Source organism: Polyangium sp. 6x1 (assembly GCF_029946515.1).
In the GTDB taxonomy this organism is placed as follows: domain Bacteria; phylum Myxococcota_A; class Polyangia; order Polyangiales; family Polyangiaceae; genus Polyangium.
This window is the reverse complement of sequence record NZ_JARZHH010000016.1, coordinates 112,985-130,323: the sequence shown is the minus strand read 5'-3', so window position 1 is coordinate 130,323 and position 17,339 is coordinate 112,985. Positions and strand designations below refer to the sequence as shown.

At 71.5% G+C, this 17,339-nt stretch carries 11 protein-coding genes; 5 read left to right on the top strand and 6 right to left on the bottom strand.

Annotated elements, in window-relative coordinates; all coding sequences use genetic code 11:
• Both QHF85_RS17550 and glp read left to right on the top strand, forming a co-directional pair.
• Positions 1-561: a MogA/MoaB family molybdenum cofactor biosynthesis protein gene (locus QHF85_RS17550; RefSeq protein WP_281328354.1), complete on the top strand. Its 561-nt coding sequence runs from the start codon at positions 1-3 to the stop codon at positions 559-561.
• Complete coding sequence (glp, locus tag QHF85_RS17545) at positions 561-1,763, top strand: gephyrin-like molybdotransferase Glp (RefSeq protein WP_281328353.1); 1,203 nt, start codon at positions 561-563, stop codon at positions 1,761-1,763. The genes QHF85_RS17550 and glp overlap by 1 nt, the downstream gene beginning before the upstream one ends.
• A gap of 3 nt (positions 1,764-1,766) precedes the next feature.
• On the opposite strand, the gene QHF85_RS17540 is transcribed toward glp, so the two are convergent.
• Genes QHF85_RS17540 through QHF85_RS17525 form a run of 4 tightly spaced genes read right to left on the bottom strand, consistent with a single transcriptional unit; the run spans position 1,767 to position 4,514 of the window.
• On the bottom strand, positions 1,767-2,261 hold the full coding sequence (locus tag QHF85_RS17540; protein WP_281328352.1) for a molybdenum cofactor biosynthesis protein MoaE: 495 nt from the start codon (positions 2,259-2,261) through the stop codon (positions 1,767-1,769).
• Complete coding sequence (moaC, locus tag QHF85_RS17535; RefSeq protein WP_281328351.1) at positions 2,258-3,196, bottom strand: cyclic pyranopterin monophosphate synthase MoaC; 939 nt, start codon at positions 3,194-3,196, stop codon at positions 2,258-2,260. Before moaC ends, QHF85_RS17540 begins: the two co-directional genes overlap by 4 nt.
• A 12-nt stretch (positions 3,197-3,208) precedes the next feature.
• Positions 3,209-4,258, bottom strand: coding sequence for a GTP 3',8-cyclase MoaA (moaA, locus tag QHF85_RS17530; RefSeq protein ID WP_281328350.1), 1,050 nt, complete (start codon positions 4,256-4,258; stop codon positions 3,209-3,211).
• A gap of 4 nt (positions 4,259-4,262) precedes the next feature.
• A complete protein-coding gene (locus QHF85_RS17525) occupies positions 4,263-4,514 on the bottom strand; it encodes a MoaD/ThiS family protein (protein WP_281328349.1) in 252 nt (83 codons plus the stop codon).
• 107 nt (positions 4,515-4,621) lie between these two features.
• On the opposite strand from QHF85_RS17525, the gene QHF85_RS17520 reads away from it, so the two are divergent.
• Positions 4,622-8,143, top strand: coding sequence for a protein kinase (locus QHF85_RS17520; RefSeq protein ID WP_281328348.1), 3,522 nt, complete (start codon positions 4,622-4,624; stop codon positions 8,141-8,143).
• A 249-nt stretch (positions 8,144-8,392) separates the two neighbouring features.
• Here the strand turns inward: QHF85_RS17520 and ftsH are convergent, their stop codons facing one another.
• Positions 8,393-10,105 (bottom strand): ATP-dependent zinc metalloprotease FtsH, encoded by a 1,713-nt coding sequence (gene ftsH, locus QHF85_RS17515; RefSeq protein ID WP_281328347.1) that lies wholly within the window; start codon positions 10,103-10,105, stop codon positions 8,393-8,395.
• Between the two features lie 279 nt (positions 10,106-10,384).
• A complete protein-coding gene (locus tag QHF85_RS17510) occupies positions 10,385-11,560 on the bottom strand; it encodes a hypothetical protein (protein WP_281328346.1) in 1,176 nt (391 codons plus the stop codon).
• 34 nt (positions 11,561-11,594) lie between these two features.
• Between QHF85_RS17510 and QHF85_RS17505 the strand changes: the two genes are divergently transcribed.
• Together QHF85_RS17505 and QHF85_RS17500 are read left to right on the top strand one after the other, a co-directional pair.
• Positions 11,595-16,064: a protein kinase gene (locus tag QHF85_RS17505; protein WP_281328345.1), complete on the top strand. Its 4,470-nt coding sequence runs from the start codon at positions 11,595-11,597 to the stop codon at positions 16,062-16,064.
• Positions 16,061-17,335, top strand: a complete 1,275-nt coding sequence (locus tag QHF85_RS17500; RefSeq protein WP_281328344.1) for a patatin-like phospholipase family protein — start codon at positions 16,061-16,063, stop codon at positions 17,333-17,335. Before QHF85_RS17505 ends, QHF85_RS17500 begins: the two co-directional genes overlap by 4 nt.
• Positions 17,336-17,339: the final 4 nt, after the last annotated feature.

The following is a 17,339-nucleotide window of genomic DNA, read 5'->3' as shown; positions in this document are numbered from 1 at the left end:
ATGAGCACCAACGAAAAAACCGAAGTCTTCAAGGTCGCCACGTTCACGCTCAGCGATACGCGCACGCCGAACGACGACGAGGGCGGCCGCCTGCTCGTCGATCGTCTGCGCGCGGCGGGTTTCTCCGTCGTGTCGCACGCGATCCTGCGCGAGGAGCCGGACGTGCTCCGCGAGGCCATCACGTACGTCTGCGACGCGGACACGGCCGACGCGATCGTGCTGACGGGCGGGACGGGCATCGCGCAGCGCGACCGCACGCTCGAGGTGATCGAGCCCATGCTCGACAAGACGATCGACGGCTTCGGCGAGGCGTTCCGCAGGCTCTCGTGGGAGCAGATCGGGCCCCGCGCGATGCTGTCGCGCGCGATCGCCGGCGTGGTGCGAGGCAAGGTGATCGCGGCGCTGCCAGGCAGCCCGAGCGCGGTCGAGCTCGCGGTGGACGCGCTGCTCGCGCCGACGCTGTCGCACGCGATCGCGCTGGCCTCAGGGCGAGGCGGCAAGCACGCCGCACACGGTCATCATCACGGTCATCACCACGGCAAGCACGGGAGGAAGCACTGATGCTGCCGTACGGCGACGCCCTCGCGCGCCTGCTCGCCGCGGCGCGCCCCGTAGGCAAAGAGCGCGTGAGCCTGGATCAGGTCGCCGGGCGCGTGCTCGCCGAGGACCTCGTCGCGCGCGCGCCGATGCCGGCGTTCGATCACAGCTCGATGGATGGGTACGCGGTGCGCGCGGCGGACTTCGCGGGAGGCGGGCCCTTCGAGTTGCCCGTGGTCGGGGAGAGCTCGGCCGGCGGCGAGAGGCCCGCGCTCGCGCCGAGGACGGCGTGCCGGATTTTTACTGGCGCGCGGCTGCCCGAAGGTGCGGATGCCGTGATCATGCAGGAGAACGTCGAGCGGCGCGGCGACGTGATCCTGGTGCGGGAGGCGCCACGCGCGGGCGCGTGGATTCGCCTGCGTGGATCCGATCTCGCCGAGGGCGCGGTGGCGATCGCGCGGGGCACGCGGATGACGCCGGGTCATGCGGCGCTCGCGGCGGCGCTCGATCGTCCCTTCGTGCTCGTCGCGCAGCGACCCGTGGTGACGATCCTGTGCTCGGGCGACGAGCTGCGGTCGCCGGGCGAGCCCGGCAAACCCGGCTCGATCGCGGAGTCGAACGGCGTGTTCGTCGCGGCGGCAGCGCGGCAGATCGGGGCGATCGCGCGCGTCGGCGCGTATGTACCGGACGACCTCGACGTGGCGCGCGCGGCGGTCGTGGAGGCGCTGCGCGGCAGTGATCTCGTGGTGACGATCGGCGGCGTGAGCGTCGGGGATCGTGACGTGATGCGACCCGCGTTCGAGGCGGCCGGCGTGACGCTCGATTTCTGGCGCGTGGCGATCAAGCCGGGCAAGCCCATCGCCGTCGGTCGCGCCGGGGACACGCACGTGCTCGGGTTGCCCGGTAATCCGGCAAGCGCATCGCTCACGTGGCTGCTCTTCGGCGCGCCGCTCGTGCGCGCGTTGCAAGGGGATCCAGCGCCGCTCCCGCGGCGCGAGCGCGTGACGGTGGTGGGCTCGTACGATCGCGCGCCCGGCCGCGAGGAGTTCGTCCGCGCGCGGATCGAGCCGGGCGCGGGTCCGTCGCGCGCGCGGCTCCTGCCGAACCAGGCGTCGGGCGCGGTGACGAGTTTTGCGGAAGCAGAGGTGCTCGTGGTGGTGCCCGCGAGTCAGGGCCGCGTCGAGGACGGGAGCGAGCTCGAAGCGATCCGGATCGACGCGTTCTGAGCGTCAGCGCTTCTCGTCGTGCGCGTGCTCGTGATGCGCGTGCTCGTGATGCGCGTGCTCGCCATGATCGGGCGCGCACCGCGCGTCTTCCCAGCCGACCCAGTAAGGTCCGTCGGGGCCGTGCTCGCGTTTCCAGATCGGGAGCCTCGCCTTGATGCGGTCGATGAGCTCGCGGCACGCGCGGAACGCCTCGCCGCGGTGCGGGGCGCTCGCGGCGCAAACGACGGCGGCGTCGCCGACGTGGAGCGCGCCGATGCGGTGCGTGGCTGCGACACGAACGCCGGGGATCTCGCGCTCGAGCTCTTCGAGGATCCGCTGAAGCTCGGCCTCGGCCATGGTGCCGTAGGCCTCGTATTCGAGCAGGCTCACGCTGCGGCCGTCGTTCGTGTTGCGAACGACGCCGAGGAACGTCGCGATCGCGCCGGCCTCGGGGCGCGCCACGATCTGGGTGACCTCGTCGAGCGAGAGCGCCTCGCGGCGGATGCGCGTCGCGCTCACGAAGACCTCCGGAAGTGGCCCGATCGGCCGCCGCTCTTCTCCACCAGCATCACGTCCTCGACGACCATCTCGCGGTCGATGCCCTTGAGCATGTCGTACAGCGTCAACGCGGCCACCGACGCGGCGACCATCGCTTCCATCTCCACGCCGGTGCGATCCGTGGCCTCGGCGCTCGCCGTGATCGTCACGCGCGCAGCGGCCTCGTCGACGTCGAGCGCGATCGCCACGTGCGTCAGGGCGATCGCGTGGCACATCGGGATGAGCTCCGGCGTGCGCTTGGCGGCCATGATGCCGGCGATCCGCGCCGTCGCGAGCACCTCGCCCTTCGGCGTGTCGCCGCGCGCGAGGCGAGACGCGGTCTCGGGCCGCATGCGCACGCACGCGACGGCGACCGCGCGCCGCTGCGTGGGCTGCTTCTCGGCGACGTCGACCATCCGTACGTCGCCGCGCGGACCGAGGTGCGAGGAGAGGCTCGTCGCGTCGGATGCTTCCGCCGGAGCGCGAGGCACGAGGACGTCGAGCGCGGCCCAGAGGATCGCCGGATCGCTGCGCTTCGCCGCGCGGCGGACACAGTGCACGAGGGCGAACCGAACGAGGCCCGAGAGCGCGGCCCACGTCCGCGCGTCGATCGTTCGGCCTTTCGGCAAGGCGTCGGCGAGGCCTTCAGGCAGATGCTCCGGGCTCGGATCGGCGGCGAGCGGCATCGGGAGCGCGGGCGGGTGGGCTTGCTGCACGATCTCGTGGACGGTCGCGGTGTCGACGACGGCCTCGGCGCCGGCGCGCGTGATCCGCCTTCGATCCTCGAACGAGAGAGAGCGCCATCCTTCGAGCGGCAGCCGGAGCCCGGCGTGATCGAGCGCGCGTCGCGCGGCGAGGGGGACGAGCTCCAGCGCGGGCCCGATCTCTTCAGCTTCGAATGAAAATACTTCGTTCACGGCGACCGCATCCTACCCGCCGATCGCGCGCATGGACACGCCCGCGGCGGTCTCCTCGGTGCAGCCCTTCCAGATCGTGCCGTCGGGCTTCATCGACCAGGCGAGCCCGATCTGCTCGACGATCGCCGCCGCGTCGCCCGCGCGCGCAGGCGACGATGCATCCACGCCGTCGTCCGTGGCGAGGCAAGGACGCAGGACGCCCGTCGACGAGACACGCAGGCGATCACAGGTCTCGCAGAACGTGTCGCTCGTGCCCGTGATGAACCCGACGCGGAGCGCCGGATCGTGGCGGGCGCGCACGTACTTCGCGGGCCCGAGGCCCGGATCGGTGACGGCCTCCTCGGCGAGGAGGTGCGCGGCGAGCGTACGGCGCATCTCGGCCGCGGTGACGAGGTGCTCCGCGACGAGCTTCGCCCCCTCGGCGATTGGCATGACCTCGAGGAACCGCGGCAAGAGGCGCTTTTCCCAGGCCCAGAGCAGGATGCGCTCGAGCTCGTCGTCGTTCACGCCGCGCAGGACGACGGTGTTCAGCTTGATGGGGGAAAACCCCGCTTCGATCGCAGCGTCGATGCCCGCGAGGACGGCGTCGAGATCCCCGCCGCGCGTGACCTCGCGGAAGCGCACGGGGTCGAGCGTGTCGATCGAGACGTTCACGCGATGCAGGCCCGCGTCGCGCAGCGGACGCGCGAGGCGCGCGAGCTGCGAGGCGTTCGTGGTGAGCGCGAGATCCTCGAAACCGAGCGAGGAGAGGTGCGCGACGATCGGGACGATCTCGGGATGCACGAGGGGCTCGCCGCCCGTGAGTCGCACGCGCCGCACGCCCGCGCGGCGCAGCGCCTCGAACATCGTCCTCCACGCCGGCGTCATCAGGCGCCCGTCCGCGTAGCCGTCGTTCCGCGAGGGCCGGCAGTACGTGCAGGCGAAGTCGCACCGATCGGTCACGGAGACGCGCACGCTGCGCGGCGGCGGGCCGGCCGAGACGCGCGTCGGCACGAGCGCGCGCGCGCCGAGCACCGGCAAGGATCGCCGCCTCTCGGCTGCCGGATCGTTCGTCACCCCCATCGCCTCACCCTCCCGCGACGGGCGGGATCAACGCAACCTCGTCCCCCGAGCGGACCTCCTCGTCGGGGCCCGCATACGCGCCGTTGACCGCGACGCGAATCGATCGCCGGTACGGTACGAGCGCGGGAAATCGGCTGCAAACGTGGTGAAGAAGCTCCTCCGCGGTGCACGGCGCTTCAAGCGGAAAGGCGAGCTCCGAAGCACCGAGCACGTCCCGCGCCCCCGCGAACGCGAGCAGCCTCACCGTGTTCGACATGTTCCGTAACGTAGCATTGTTGGATCGAACTTGACAGATCCGGGCCCAAAACAGGCCGACGCGTGGCTGTGCCGAGCGGCCGGGGGCGCGATATAGTCGCCCGTCCGATGAGCGAGCAAACCGGCACGATCGGCAAGATTCTGGCCGGACGTTACCAGGTACGGCGGGAGCTCGGGCGTGGCGGCATGGGGGTCGTGTACCTCTGCCGCGATCTCGTGGCTGACGACCGCGTGGCCGTGAAGGTCCTGAGCCGACCAGGGGCGCGACCACGCGCCGAGGAAGCGTGGTGGTTCCACGAGGAGGCGCGCGCGCTCGCGGCGCTCGCGCACCCGTGCATCGTACGTGCGCGCGACTTCGGCGCGCTCGCCGATGGGACGCCGTTCCTCGTGATGGACGCCGTTCCGGGTCGCTCGCTGCACGAGTGGCTCTACCTCGCGCAAGAGGAGGGCGGCCTGCCGTGGCCTCTCATCTGGAAGATCACCGACGACGTGCTCGCGGCGCTGGCGCACGCGCACGCGCGCGGCGTCATCCACGGGGATCTCAAGCCCTCGAACATCCTCGTCGACATCCCGCACGACGACACGGAGCCGCCGACGGTGCACGTGCTCGATCTCGGGCTCGCGTGGCTCATGCAGGATCGCGTCGACCACAGGCTCGACGGCTCGCCCGCATCGAAGCCGACGATCCGCTGGGGCGCAGGCACGCCGGGGTGGATGGCGCCGGAGCAGATCCGTTATGCCGCGCCGCACGTGGGTCCGTCGACGGACCTCTACTCGCTCGGCTGCGTCCTGTTCACGATGCTCGCGAACCGCGAGCCGTACGAGGGCACGGACGAGGAGCTGCTCGCCAAGCACAAGAGCGCGCCGCTTCCGGATGTGCCGCTCCGTCCGGGGATCCCGCCGGACATCGTGCCGCTCGTGCGGCGCCTGATGAACAAGCGGCCGTGGCAGCGCTTCGAGTTCGCGGCCGACGCGCGCACGCTCCTCTGGCGGATGCGGCCGCGCAGCGGAGATCCGACGGCGACGCCGAGGCCCTCGGCCGCGCCGCCGATGTCCATGCCGCTGCGCGACTCGCCGCTGCTCCTCGAGAGCACCTACCTCGACTCGCAAGTGACCACGACGGGCCTGCTCGGCCTGCGTCCGAGCCCCTTTGTTGCACGCGCGGCGGAGCGTTCGCGCCTGCTCGACGTGGCGAACCAGATCGCCACGTCGGAGAGCGCGGAGCACCGCTTCTTGCTCCTCTCGGGCGAAGCAGGCGTGGGCAAGTCGCGCCTCGCGGAGTGGTTCTGCGAGGAGGTGCACGAGCGTGGCCTGATGGTGCCGCTCCGCGCGAGGTACCGGAAGATCGCCGCGCCGCTCGACGGCGTGGTCGGCGCGATCGTGCAGCACTACCGGCTGGAGCGTGAAGGGCGCGACGTCATCGAGAAGGTCCTCCTGAACCAGTGGGAGGTCGCGGCCGACGACGACGACGGCAAGATGTGGGTCGCGGCGACGGCGGAGTGGATCCGGCCCTCGTCGCAAGGCGACGCGATCGGCCCGACGGGCAAACGCTTCGCGCTCTCGTCGGAGACGCGCTGGCGCGTGATGCAGTACGCGCTGCAGAAGATCGCGAAGAACCGCCCGCTCCTCTTGATGCTCGACGATCTGCATCACGGCTCGCCGACGACGTTCGAGGGCATGGCGCGGCTGCACCGCGAGACGCCGGGCCTGCGGCTGCTCATCGTGGGCACGGTGCGCGACGAGGCGATCATGACGGACCCGGTCGCGCGCGAGTGGGTCGAGTGGCTCCTGCGCGAGCTCGGCGGCGATCGCCTGACGCTCGAGCCGCTCGACCCCACGCAGACGCACGCGCTCCTGCGCGAGACGTTACCGCTCGACGAGGCCGCCGTGGTCGAGGCGGCGCAACGCAGCAAGGGCAACCCGCTCTTCGCGTTGCAGATCGTTCATGCGTGGGCGACGGGCGGGCACATCGAGCTGCGCGACGGACGGTACGTGGTGCCCGAAGCGAAGCTCGCGATGCGAGCCGCTACGACGGCCGAGCTCTGGGAGGAGCGGCTGCGCGCGATCCCCGAGGATCTCCGGCGCGGCGCGCGCGCGGCGGCGGCGCTCGGCGGCGACATCCGCGAGGACGTGCTGCGGCTCGAGCTCGGGGCGCTCGGCGTAGATGCAGAGCGCGCGGTGGCCGCGATGAAGCGCGCGCAGATCCTGCTCGCCTCGGGTGAAGAACGGCTGCGGTGGCCGCACGCGCTCCTGCAAGAGCACCTGCTCGGACAGCTCTTCGCGCAGCCGGACGCGGCCGCGGTGCTGCGCGCCGCCGCGAACGCGCTCGCCCATCACCCCGACGCGAGCAGCCGGCGCATCGTGCGTCACCGCGTGATGAACCTCCTCCGCGCGGGCGACGTGAACGTCGCCGCAGAGCTCCTGCACCGGTCGATCGCCGAGTCGTGGGGTCGCAAGCGCGACGTGCAGGCGACGCTCCGCGATCTGTCGCTCTTCGACGGCCGGCTCGAAGGCCTGCCGCTCGCGAGGCATCGCAGGTGGCGTGCCGAGGCGCTGCGGCATGCGGGCCGGCTCGAAGACTGCCGGCGCGAGGCCGAAGAGGCGCGCAGGCTCTTTCACGAGGCTGGTGATCCCGAGAGCGAGGCCGCGTGCCTCCGGCTCCTCGGTCACGTCGCCAGTGATCTCGCCGCGCCCGCCGAGGGTCGCAAGCTCGTGGCGAAGGCGCTCGACATGTTCCGGTCGCTCGGCGACACGCACGGGCAAGCGCTCTGCGAGGTGATCCTCGGGGAGATCGACTTCCTGCTCGGCGCGCACCTCGACGCGGCCCGCATCCTCGAGAGCGCAGGGCCGAAGTTCCAGGCCGTCGGAGATCGGCTCGGCCACGCGCAGTGCCTCGTGCTGCACAGCTTCGTCGAGCAGGCCGGCGGCTCGCCCGAGAAGGCGCGCGCGCTCCTGCGCACGGCGCGCGCCGAGTTCGACGCGATCGGGTATCGCCTCGGCATGGCCCAGTGCGACGTGACGCTCGCGCACTCGGATCATCGCGAAGGTCGGCTCGAAGAAGCGCGGCGGGTGGCGCTCCTGTCGCGCCGGAGCTTCCGCGACCTCGGCAACCCGCGCGGCGAGGGCGCCTGCGAGCGCCTGCTCGCGATGACGGCGTTCGACGCAGGTCAGCTCGACATGGCGGACGCGCACGCGCGCGCCGCGACGGCGCTCTTCGATCGGCTCGCCGATCCGTGGGGGCAGGTCGAGATCAAGATCATCGTCGCGCAGATCGCGCTCGAGCGTGGGCAAGCGGAGGTCGCGCGCGCGGCGCTCGCCGAGTGCGAGGCCACGGGGCTCGCCGAGGCCGAGCCGAAGCAGCACCTCGCGCTCACGCGGGCGTGGCTCGCGTACCACGAGGGCCGGTTCCAGGACGCCGCGAACGAGCTCGATCTCGCGCGGAAGACGTACCAGGACCCGAGCCGCACCGGGGATCACACGCCCGAGCTCCTGCGCAGGTTCAGCCGCATGGGCTGGCCCGCGCCCGCGAGTGAGACGATTGCGGCGTGGATGCGCGCGCTCTCCACGCGGAGCCCGCTCTCGACGCCGCCGCCCGTCGATCCGGCGTCGCCGCAACCAAGCAAACCGTAGACAAGCCCCACACCGAGGGGCGCATCGCGGACGGGGCGAAGGACACTCGGGGAGCACCCGTTCGAGCCAGCAGAAACGGCGACTCGGGATCCCCGCGTCGCCGTTACCCACCGTCGAGATCGCCGACTTGCCCTTCTCGGGTCGACAGCGCGCGATGCGCGCTGTCGTTTTCGGTCCAGGCCGCGCTTGGTCCGGGGTGAAGGGGGCGGACAGCCCCCTTCTGGGGTGCGGGGCGACGCCCCGCTCCGCTCAGCCTGCCGCTGCGAGCTCCTCGTGCTTCGCGAAGCACGCGACGATCGCGTCGCCGACGAGCGTGTCTTCTTCGAGCAGCCGCTCGGAGAGGAGGAGGACGCCGTCGCGCGTCTCGCGGACGATGCGGCAGGCGCGCTCGAGCTGATGCTCGACGAGCTTGCGCGCGACCTCGTCGACCCGCGCGTGCAGGTGCTCGCTGTGCGTCACGTGGCCCGGATGATCCGTCACGTTGATCGGCCCGAGCTCACTCATGCCGAGCTCGGCCACCATCTTCCGCGCGAGCGACGCGGCGCGCTGGATGTCGTCCGCCGCCCCCGCGGTCATCGTGCCGAGCACGACCATCTCTGCGGCGCGCCCGCCCATCAGCATGCAGATCTGATCCTCGAGGTACTCCTTCGTGTAGAGCAGCCGATCCCGCTCGGGCAGCGCCTGCGTCACGCCGAGCGCGCGGCCGCGCGGGAGGATCGACACCTTGTGCACCGGATCGGCGTGCTTCGCCGCGAGCGCCACCGTCACGTGCCCGGCCTCGTGGATCGCCGTCGCGCGTCGCTCCTCCGCGTCCATCACGAGGCTCTTGCGCTCCTCGCCCATGAGCACGCGATCCCGCGCCTTGTCGATGTGCTCGAAGTCGACCTTGTCCGCCCCGCTGCGCGCCGCGAGGATCGCGGCCTCGTTCAAGAGGTTCGCGAGCTCCGCGCCGGAGAAGCCCGGCGTCACCTTCGCCACGTGCGCGAGGTCGATGTCCTCTTTCAGCGCGATCGGCCGCGCGTGCACTTCGAGGATCTCCCGACGGCCGCGCAGATCCGGCAGCGGCACCACGACCTGACGGTCGAAGCGGCCGGGGCGGAGCAGCGCAGGATCGAGCACGTCGACGCGGTTCGTCGAGGCCATGACGACGATGCCCGTCGTGTGATCGAAGCCGTCCATCTCGACGAGGAGCTGGTTCAAGGTCTGATCGTGATCAGCCGACGCCGAGTCGCCCCCACGACCGCGTGAGCGGCCGACGGCGTCGATCTCGTCGATGAACACGATGCAGGGCGAGACGCGGCGCGCCTCGGCGAAGAGGTTGCGCACGCGGGAGGCGCCCACGCCGACGAACATCTCCTGGAAGCTCGATCCCGACGCGGAGAGGAAGGGCACGCCGGCCTCGGTCGCGACCGCGCGTGCGAGGAGCGTCTTGCCCGTGCCGGGCTCACCGGTGAGCAGTACGCCGCGCGGCGCGCGCCCGCCGAGACGCCCGAAGCGCTCGGGGTTCTTGAGGAACTCCACCGTCTCGGCGAGCGCCTCCTTCACCTCGTCCATGCCGGCGACGTCCGTGAAGCGGACCTTGCCGACGCCCGGCGCCTGTCCCTCCGAGAAGTGCGCACGGCTCTTCCTGCGGTGCATCCCGATGCCGACGGCGCCGAGCGCGAGCATCACTGCGATCGGCGCGAGCGCCGTCGCCGCGCGCGCGCCCGTCGAGCCCTCGCGCGAGCCGTACTCGACCGCGACGCCCGCGGCCGCGAACTTGTCGACGAGCGCGTGACGCGCCTCCTCGTCACCGACGATGCCCACCCGAAGCGAACCGTCCGTGCCTCGGATCGAGAAGCGTTCCCCCTCCACGCGCACCTCGGAGACCGCTTGCGATCCCGTGATTTGCGTGAGCTCGGTGTAGGAAATCGTCCCTTCGCGCGGTCCTCGCAGCGAGTAGACGAGGGCACCGATCGTCACCGCGATGATCAGAACGACCACCGGACCGACCACACGCCCCAGCCGCTTTTCGAATCTCGAGAGCCATCCCATCGCGTCGCACCTCGTCGCCCGGCACATCCGTCGCGCAGCTGACCAAAACGGTCGCAGCGGCCGGTGGTTTGCAGCCGGGGCGAAGGACGATAGCTGCGAGGAGGTTGTCCGCCAGCGTGGACGATGATGTTTTATCTTCTGATTTCCGAGACTTACAGACTCGGTGAGCGGCCTCTTCCGGGGAGCTCTCCGGGTTTGTCCCGGAAGTCAGAACGCGAGGCCGGCGCGAACACGGAATCCATTGATGGTCGCGCTGTTCGAGCCGCCGATCGGACCGCCGAGCGGGACGAGGAAGCCGAGCCCGGCGCGCACGGCGAGCGACTTGCCGACGGGGATCGTGCTGTTCACGTCGGGCTCGATCACGAACTGCGCGCCGGAGTAGTCGCTCGTGCCCTTGGTGACCGGCTGCTGCGAGACCGCGAGCCACGCGCGCAGGCCCGGCGAGACCATGCCGTCGAGGAAGTCGTAGAAGAACGAAGCGCCCGTCACCCAGTTGTACGCGGGCGAGTGCAACGTGCCGGCGGCGTCGCTCTCGGGCGCGCCGCCGCCCGTCTTGATCATGAGCTCGAACTTCGTGCTCGCCGCGAAGTGCAAGAGGCGCGTGTCGTAGGCGAAGCCGACGCTCGGCGTGGCGCCGAGGCGGTTCGGCGTGTAGGGCGCTTGCTCCTCCCAGCCACGCGCGCCGGCGACGGCCTGGTTCACGAGCGCCTGCGGCCTCGCGCCCGCGGCGTCCTGCTCGGGGAACATGTCGCCCTGCGCCGAGGGCACGGCGATCGCGAGGCTCACGGGAAGCGTCATGCGCCGCTTCAGCTTGAAGCGCGCGTGCACGCTCGCCTCGATGTTGCCGAGCGCGAACGAGTCGACCGGGTTCTCGATCGGACCGTCGATGCTGCCCGTCGCGAAGGGCACGCGCGCGCCGATCGCCCACGTCTCGTTCAGACGCCAGAAGAAGTAGGGGACGAACGAGACGACGGTGACGTCGGTGGGATTCGTATCGCTGAGGACATCGCGGATCTCCCCGAAGCCGATGACCATGTCGACGCCGACCTCGCGCGGCGGCAGCGCGCGGTAGTCCTCGGCCTTCGCCTCCTCGGCCTTCTCGTCCTCTTCCCGCTTCGCCGCTCCGGTCTTGCCAGAGGGCGCGAATTTGCCTTCTTCCTCCGAACCGCCGACGCCCCAGTCGCCCTCTTGCGTGGGCGGGAGCGGCGGGGGCTCGGCCGGCGGCGGCGGCTTCGCATCGGGGTCGTACTCCATGTCGGTCCCCTTGCTCGGCGGCGCCTGGCCGAAGGCGAGCGCGGGCACGGCGACGAGCGCGAGGGCAAAAGCGGAGAGGCCGACGGTGAGCTTCCGCTTGCTGCGGTAGAAAGGCGTGGGGCGTAGCATGCTCGATGTCACGGGAGTGGGCTGCGACGCTACCATGCAGCCGCGGCGTCCGTCTCCCGGCGCGCGCTCGATGATGGCCATGCACCCCGACCAGCTCGCCGACTTCGAGATCCTGCGCCGCCTCGGCGCGGGCGGCATGGCCGAGGTGTTTCTCGCCAAGAAGCGCGGCGCCGAGGGCACGTACAAGCTGCTCGTCGTCAAGCGCGTCCTGCCCGCGCACGGCTCGTCGCGGCGGTTCCGCTCGATGTTCGTCGAGGAGGCGCACCTCGCGACGCGCCTGAACCACCCGAACATCGTCCAGGTCTACGAGTTCAGCGACCACGGCGACGACGGGCTGCTCCTCTCGATGGAGTACGTCGAGGGCTTCGATCTCGGCAAGATCATGTCGACGGCGCGGCGCATCGGCGCGCGGATCCCGCCGTTCGTCGCGGCGTACATCGTCTCCGAGGCGGCCAAGGGCCTGCACTACGCCCACGAGCGCAAGGACGAGGGCGGCGTGCCGCTCGCCATCGTCCACCGCGACATCTCGCCGCAGAACATTTTGGTCTCGTACGAAGGCGCGGTGAAGATCGCCGACTTCGGCATCGCGAGCGCGAACCTCTTCCGCGAAGAGGCCGGCGTGCTGAAGGGCAAGTTCGGGTACATGTCGCCCGAGCAGGCGCGCGGCGAGCGGGTCGATCGGAGGGGCGACATCTACGCGCTCGGCGTCGTGCTGTACGAGATGCTCACGCTGCGATCGCCGTACGGGAAGCTCGACGACGACGCGCTGCTCGAAGCCGTGAAGACGGGCGCGTTCCAGCCTCCGTCGGCGCACGCCGTCGACGTGCCGCCCGAGCTCGAATCCATCGTCCTCAAGGCGATGCGAGGCCCGCGGGAGCACCGCTTCCAGACCGCGCGCGACATGAGTGCGGCGATCATGCGCACGCTGCTCGCGAAGCAGGAGCTCGTCGACTCGGCGTCGATCGAGGCGATGCTGCTCGAGCTCTTCGGCCGCGAGATCGAGCTGCCGATCGCGAGCCCGCGCGAGGCGCCGGAGGCCGCGACGCTCGCCGCCGTGCCGCTCGCGCGGACGCCGTCCGACGGCACGAACGGCGAGAAGCCCACGCGCGTCGCCCGCGAGGTCCGGCACGTCGCGGTCGTCACGCTGCGCATCGACGGCGCGGTCGATCTCGAGAGCGCGCACGGAAAACAGGCGGCGCGGCGGATGGGCGCGTCGATACGTCAGACGCTCGACGACATCGCGTTCAAGCGCGGCGCGGTGTGGTCGTGGGAATCTTTGTGGTCGGCGCGCGCCGTCGTTGGCCTCATGGCGAACCCGTCACGCGCCGCGGCCGACGCCGCGACGCTCGCGATCGACGTGCACGAAGCGCTCGACGGCGCGAGCGAGGATCTGCCCGCGCCGCTGCGCGCGTCGATCGGCATCGTGCGGGGCATCGCCTCGGGGGAGCGTGATCCGCAAGGCCACCTCGTCCGGCACACGCTGCAGGAGCCCGCCGATCTGCTCGCGGATCGCGTGGGCGCGGCGACGCCGTTCGGAACGACGTGGGTCGCGGGCGGCGTCTACCGCCTCGTGCGGCGCGACTTCCGCTGGGGCGAGGCGCCGAGCCTCACGCTCGGCGATACGGGCGGCCACCGCGTCCCCGCGCAGATGCGCCTCTACGCGCTCGATCGCTTGCTGACGCGCGAGGAGCGTACGGCGGAGCTCGTGCTCGGCCAGAGTGACCTCGTCGGACGTGACGCCGAGAAGGCCGACCTCTACGCCGCGTATCACCGGGCCGTCTCGCCGCCGCTCGGCGGCGTGCCGGGCTCACCGCCTTCCTCGGAGGCGTACAGCTCGCAGGAAGCGCCGAGTGGTCCGAAGACGCAGGCGTTCGACGCGCCGCCCATGTCGCGCCGCACGTTCGGCGAGCTCGTGGCGCGCGTGGTCGTTGGCGAGATGGGCATCGGCAAGACGGCGCTCGTCTCGACGTTCCTCTCGGAGCTCCCGAGCGGCGCGCGCGTGGTGCAGGTCGAGTGCTCGCCCGTGAAGATGGAGCTGCCCCTCGCCACCGTCGCCGACGTCGTGCGCGACGTGACGGGCATGGGCCTCGACAACTCGCTCGACGAAGCGCAAGGCGCGCTGCGCGACGTCTTCGGGCCGTTCGGGCGCAGCGCGAGCGGGCCGCGCGAGATCCAGCGGCTCGCCGAGCTCGTGACGGGCAAGCACGGCGATCACCAGGAAGAGGACGCGAGCAACTACCGCCATGACCTCGTCGTCCAGGGCATGCGCCACCTGCTCGCCGCGCTCGGGCGTAGACAACCGATCGTCGTCGTCGTCGACGGCCTGCAGTGGGCGGACCGCGCGAGCCTCGAGCTCCTGAAGGAGCTGCTCCGCAGGGCCGAGCCGCTCCCGATCCTCGTCGTGCTCGTGACGCGCGCCGACGAGCGCGTGCTGCCGTACGTCGAGGGGCTCGTGCGGATCGAGCTGCGTGGGCTCGAACCCGAGGAGCAAGTGCGCCTCGTCGAGGCGCGGCTCGGCGTCCGGGAGGGCGTCGCGGCCGTGTGCAGCGAGCTCGTCCCGCGCGTCGCGGGCAACCCCTTCTTCTTGCTGGAGATGGTCGACGCGCTGCTCGAGCGCGGCACGCTGGAGATCGTTGAACGCAGCGAGGGCTTGCACGAGCTCGTGCGGCACGAGCGCCCCGGCGAGCGCAGCGAGGCCCTGCCCTCCACGCTCGAACAGCTCATCGGCGATCGCTTGCGGGAGCTGCCGCTCGCCGAGCACGACGTCGTCGACTGGCTCGCCGTCGCCGGCGGACCGCTGACGGAGACCGACATCCTCGCGCTCGCGCGCCTGCCCGACGACGAGGCGATCACGCGCCTCTGCGCGCGCGGCCTCTGCGATCGACGTGCGGGCTCGGTCGATTTTCGCCACCCGCTCGCGCGCGACGTCGCGTACCTCGCGCTCGACACGGCCAAGCGCTCGCGCATGCACCTCTCGCTCGGCGAGCACCTCTCGCGCACGCCGCTCGCGCGTGGCCTCTCCGCGGCGATCGTCGCGCGCCACCTCGCGCGCGGCGAAGCCGCCGTGCCCGCCGCGGAGATGTACCTCGAAGCCGCGGCTGCCGCGCGCGCGACGCACCAGGAGCAGCTCGCGCTCCGCTATTACCTCCGCGCGCTCTCCTTGCTCCCGCCCGAGGATCCGCGCCGCATGAACGCGCACGCCGCGCTTGAAGCGATCTACCGGCACCTCGGCCGCCGGAGCGAGCGCCGCAAGCACCTCGAAGCGCTCCGCAAGCTCGCGCGACAGAGCGGCAAGGCCCGCGGCGTCGCGCTCGCCCTCGTCCGCACCGCGCGCCTCGACTGCGACGACGGCCACCTCGCGCGCGGCTTGCCCGTCGCGCAGCGCGCCACCGAGATCGCGCGCCTCGCGCGCCTGCCCGCGCTCGAGGTCGAGGCATACACGATCCTCGCCGAGATCCTCGGCGATCTCGGCGACGTGCAAGGCGCCATCGACGCGTGCGAGCGCGCGCTCGAGGTCGCGCATGTCGCCAAGCTCCAGCCACGCCTACGTGCCGAGGTGCTCCGCTCGAAGGGCGTCCTGCTCCGCCGCATCGGCCGCGTCGAGGAGGCCGCCGCGGCGCACGCCGAGGCCATCGCGGTCTTCCGCGCCGTCGGCGCGCGTCGCAGCGAAGCGCGCGCGAAAAACGCCCTCGCCTACGCGATGTTCGTCATGGAGCGCTTCGAGGACGCGATCGCGCTCGGCCTCTCCTCCATCGGCATCGACCTCGCCATCGGCGGCCGCTTCCAGATCGCCAAGACCTTGAGCAACGTCGGCCAGGCCTACGCGCGCCTCGGCGACACCGAGCGGGGCCTCAGCTACCTCAAGCGCGCCCGCGAGGCGCACGAGCGGTACGCCGATCAGGACTCGCGCGCCGACACGCTCCTCTGCTCCGCGGAGATCCTCCTCGAGCTCGGCATCGTCGCCGAGGCCTCCACCATGTGCGGCGACGCGGGCGCGCTCGTGGCCGTCACCGGCAGCGCGTACGACACCGTGCACGAGCGCATCGTACGCGCCCTGCTCGCGCGCGCCGAAAATCGCCCGCACGAGGCCGTCGTCCACGCGCAGGCCGCGCGCAAGCTCGCCGAGCCGCAAGGTCTTTTGAGCTACCACATTCACGCGACCGCCATCGAAGCGGCCGCGCGCGTCGACGCGGGCGAGCATCACACCGGTGTCCTGCTCGCTCGTACGGCGCTCGGCGCGATCGAGGCCACGAGCTTCTCCGAGTACGGCATCGAGGTCCGCGCGCTCTGCATCGAAGCGCTCCGCAAAGGAGGCTCCAGCGGTGCTCGTGACGCGCTGCTCCGCGCCGCGACGCACGTACGCAAGGTCGCCGGCTACGTCCGAGATGGCCGCCTCCGCGCGCTCTTCTTGCGAAGACCCGTCGTCGAGCGCATTCTGTCCGAGGCAGACGGATCGGACCTCGCTTCTCGGTCAGATCCGCTCCGTCGCGGCGGAATGGCATGAGTTCGAAGACCACGAAGCGAGCGGGGGCGGGCCGACGAAAGGTCGCGTTGATCCTGTCGGGCGGCGGCGCGCGCGGCGCGTATGAGGTCGGCGTGTTGTCGTACGTGCTCGACAACTTCGCCCGTGTGCGCGGCGCGGTCCCGCGCATCGACATCCTCTGCGGCACCTCGGTCGGCGCGATCAACGCGTGTTTCCTCGCCGCGCACCTCGGCGACGCCACGACCGGCATCCGCCGCCTCGCGAACCTCTGGACCGAGCTCGATCTGCCGGACGTGCTCGGCTTCGGGCTCCGCCAGGCCGTGAGCCTCCCGCGTGTCCTGCTCGGCGGCGGCAAGGCGGCGGCCGGCGTCTTCGACGTCACGCCGATGGCCAAGCTCGTCGAGCGCGAGATCCCGTGGCGGGCCGTCGCGCGCACGCTGCGCCGCGGCCACCTCAGCGCGCTCAGCGTCTCGGCGACCGAGGTCGCGTCGGGCCGCACGGTCACCTTCATGCAGACCGGACCCGACGGCGCGCTCCCCACGACGGCGCCGCCGCGCACGCTCATCCGCGGCGCGCACATCGGCCCGCTGCACGCGCTCGCCTCCGCGGCGATCCCCATCTTGTTCCCGCCGGTCCGCATCGGCCGCGAGCTCTTCATGGATGGCGGCGTCCGTCAGAACACGCCCATCGCGCCGGCGCTTCGGCTCGGCGCGACGCACGTCTTCGCGATCGGTTTGTCGCGCGAGATCACCGGCCCGAGCACCATGCCCGAGGACGAGAAGCCGCCGGGCGCGGCCTTCTTGCTCGGCAAGATCCTGAACGCGTTCCTCCTCGATCACATCCAGACCGACCTCGAGGTGATGACGCGCTTGAACCACATCATCGAGGACGCGGAGAACACCTTCGGCGGCGAGTTCCTGGAGAAGGTCAACGTGAGCGCCGAGCGGCGCGGCGGCATGCCGTACAACCGCATCCACTCGCTCGTCGTGCGCCCGAGCGAGGACATCGGCCGGCTCGCGGCCGAGTACGTGCGTCGCGGCAACATCCACGGCGGACCGGCGTTCGCGCGGCGCATGCTCACGCTCGTCGACGTCGGCGAGGCGACCGAGGCGGACCTCGCGAGTTACCTTCTCTTCGACGGCGCCTTCGCGCGCAGGCTCATCGATCTTGGACGCGCCGACGCCGAGGCGCGCAGACATGACATCGCCGACTTCTTCGGCAGCGCGGACGAGGACGACGAGCCGCGCCACGCCGAGAACACGAGCTGGACCATCCCGCCGCCGGTCGAGTGATGCT

What these genes read in the sequence shown, in the direction of transcription:
- QHF85_RS17505 (WP_281328345.1), top strand. Translation starts at nt 11,595, where the DNA reads ATGCAGCCGCGGCGTCCGTCTCCCGGCGCGCGCTCGATGATGGCCATG.
- moaA (WP_281328350.1), bottom strand. Translation starts at nt 4,258, where the DNA reads ATGGGGGTGACGAACGATCCGGCAGCCGAGAGGCGGCGATCCTTGCCG.
- glp (WP_281328353.1), top strand. Translation starts at nt 561, where the DNA reads ATGCTGCCGTACGGCGACGCCCTCGCGCGCCTGCTCGCCGCGGCGCGC.
- QHF85_RS17550 (WP_281328354.1), top strand. Translation starts at nt 1, where the DNA reads ATGAGCACCAACGAAAAAACCGAAGTCTTCAAGGTCGCCACGTTCACG.
- QHF85_RS17520 (WP_281328348.1), top strand. Translation starts at nt 4,622, where the DNA reads ATGAGCGAGCAAACCGGCACGATCGGCAAGATTCTGGCCGGACGTTAC.
- QHF85_RS17525 (WP_281328349.1), bottom strand. Translation starts at nt 4,514, where the DNA reads ATGTCGAACACGGTGAGGCTGCTCGCGTTCGCGGGGGCGCGGGACGTG.
- QHF85_RS17500 (WP_281328344.1), top strand. Translation starts at nt 16,061, where the DNA reads ATGAGTTCGAAGACCACGAAGCGAGCGGGGGCGGGCCGACGAAAGGTC.
- QHF85_RS17510 (WP_281328346.1), bottom strand. Translation starts at nt 11,560, where the DNA reads ATGCTACGCCCCACGCCTTTCTACCGCAGCAAGCGGAAGCTCACCGTC.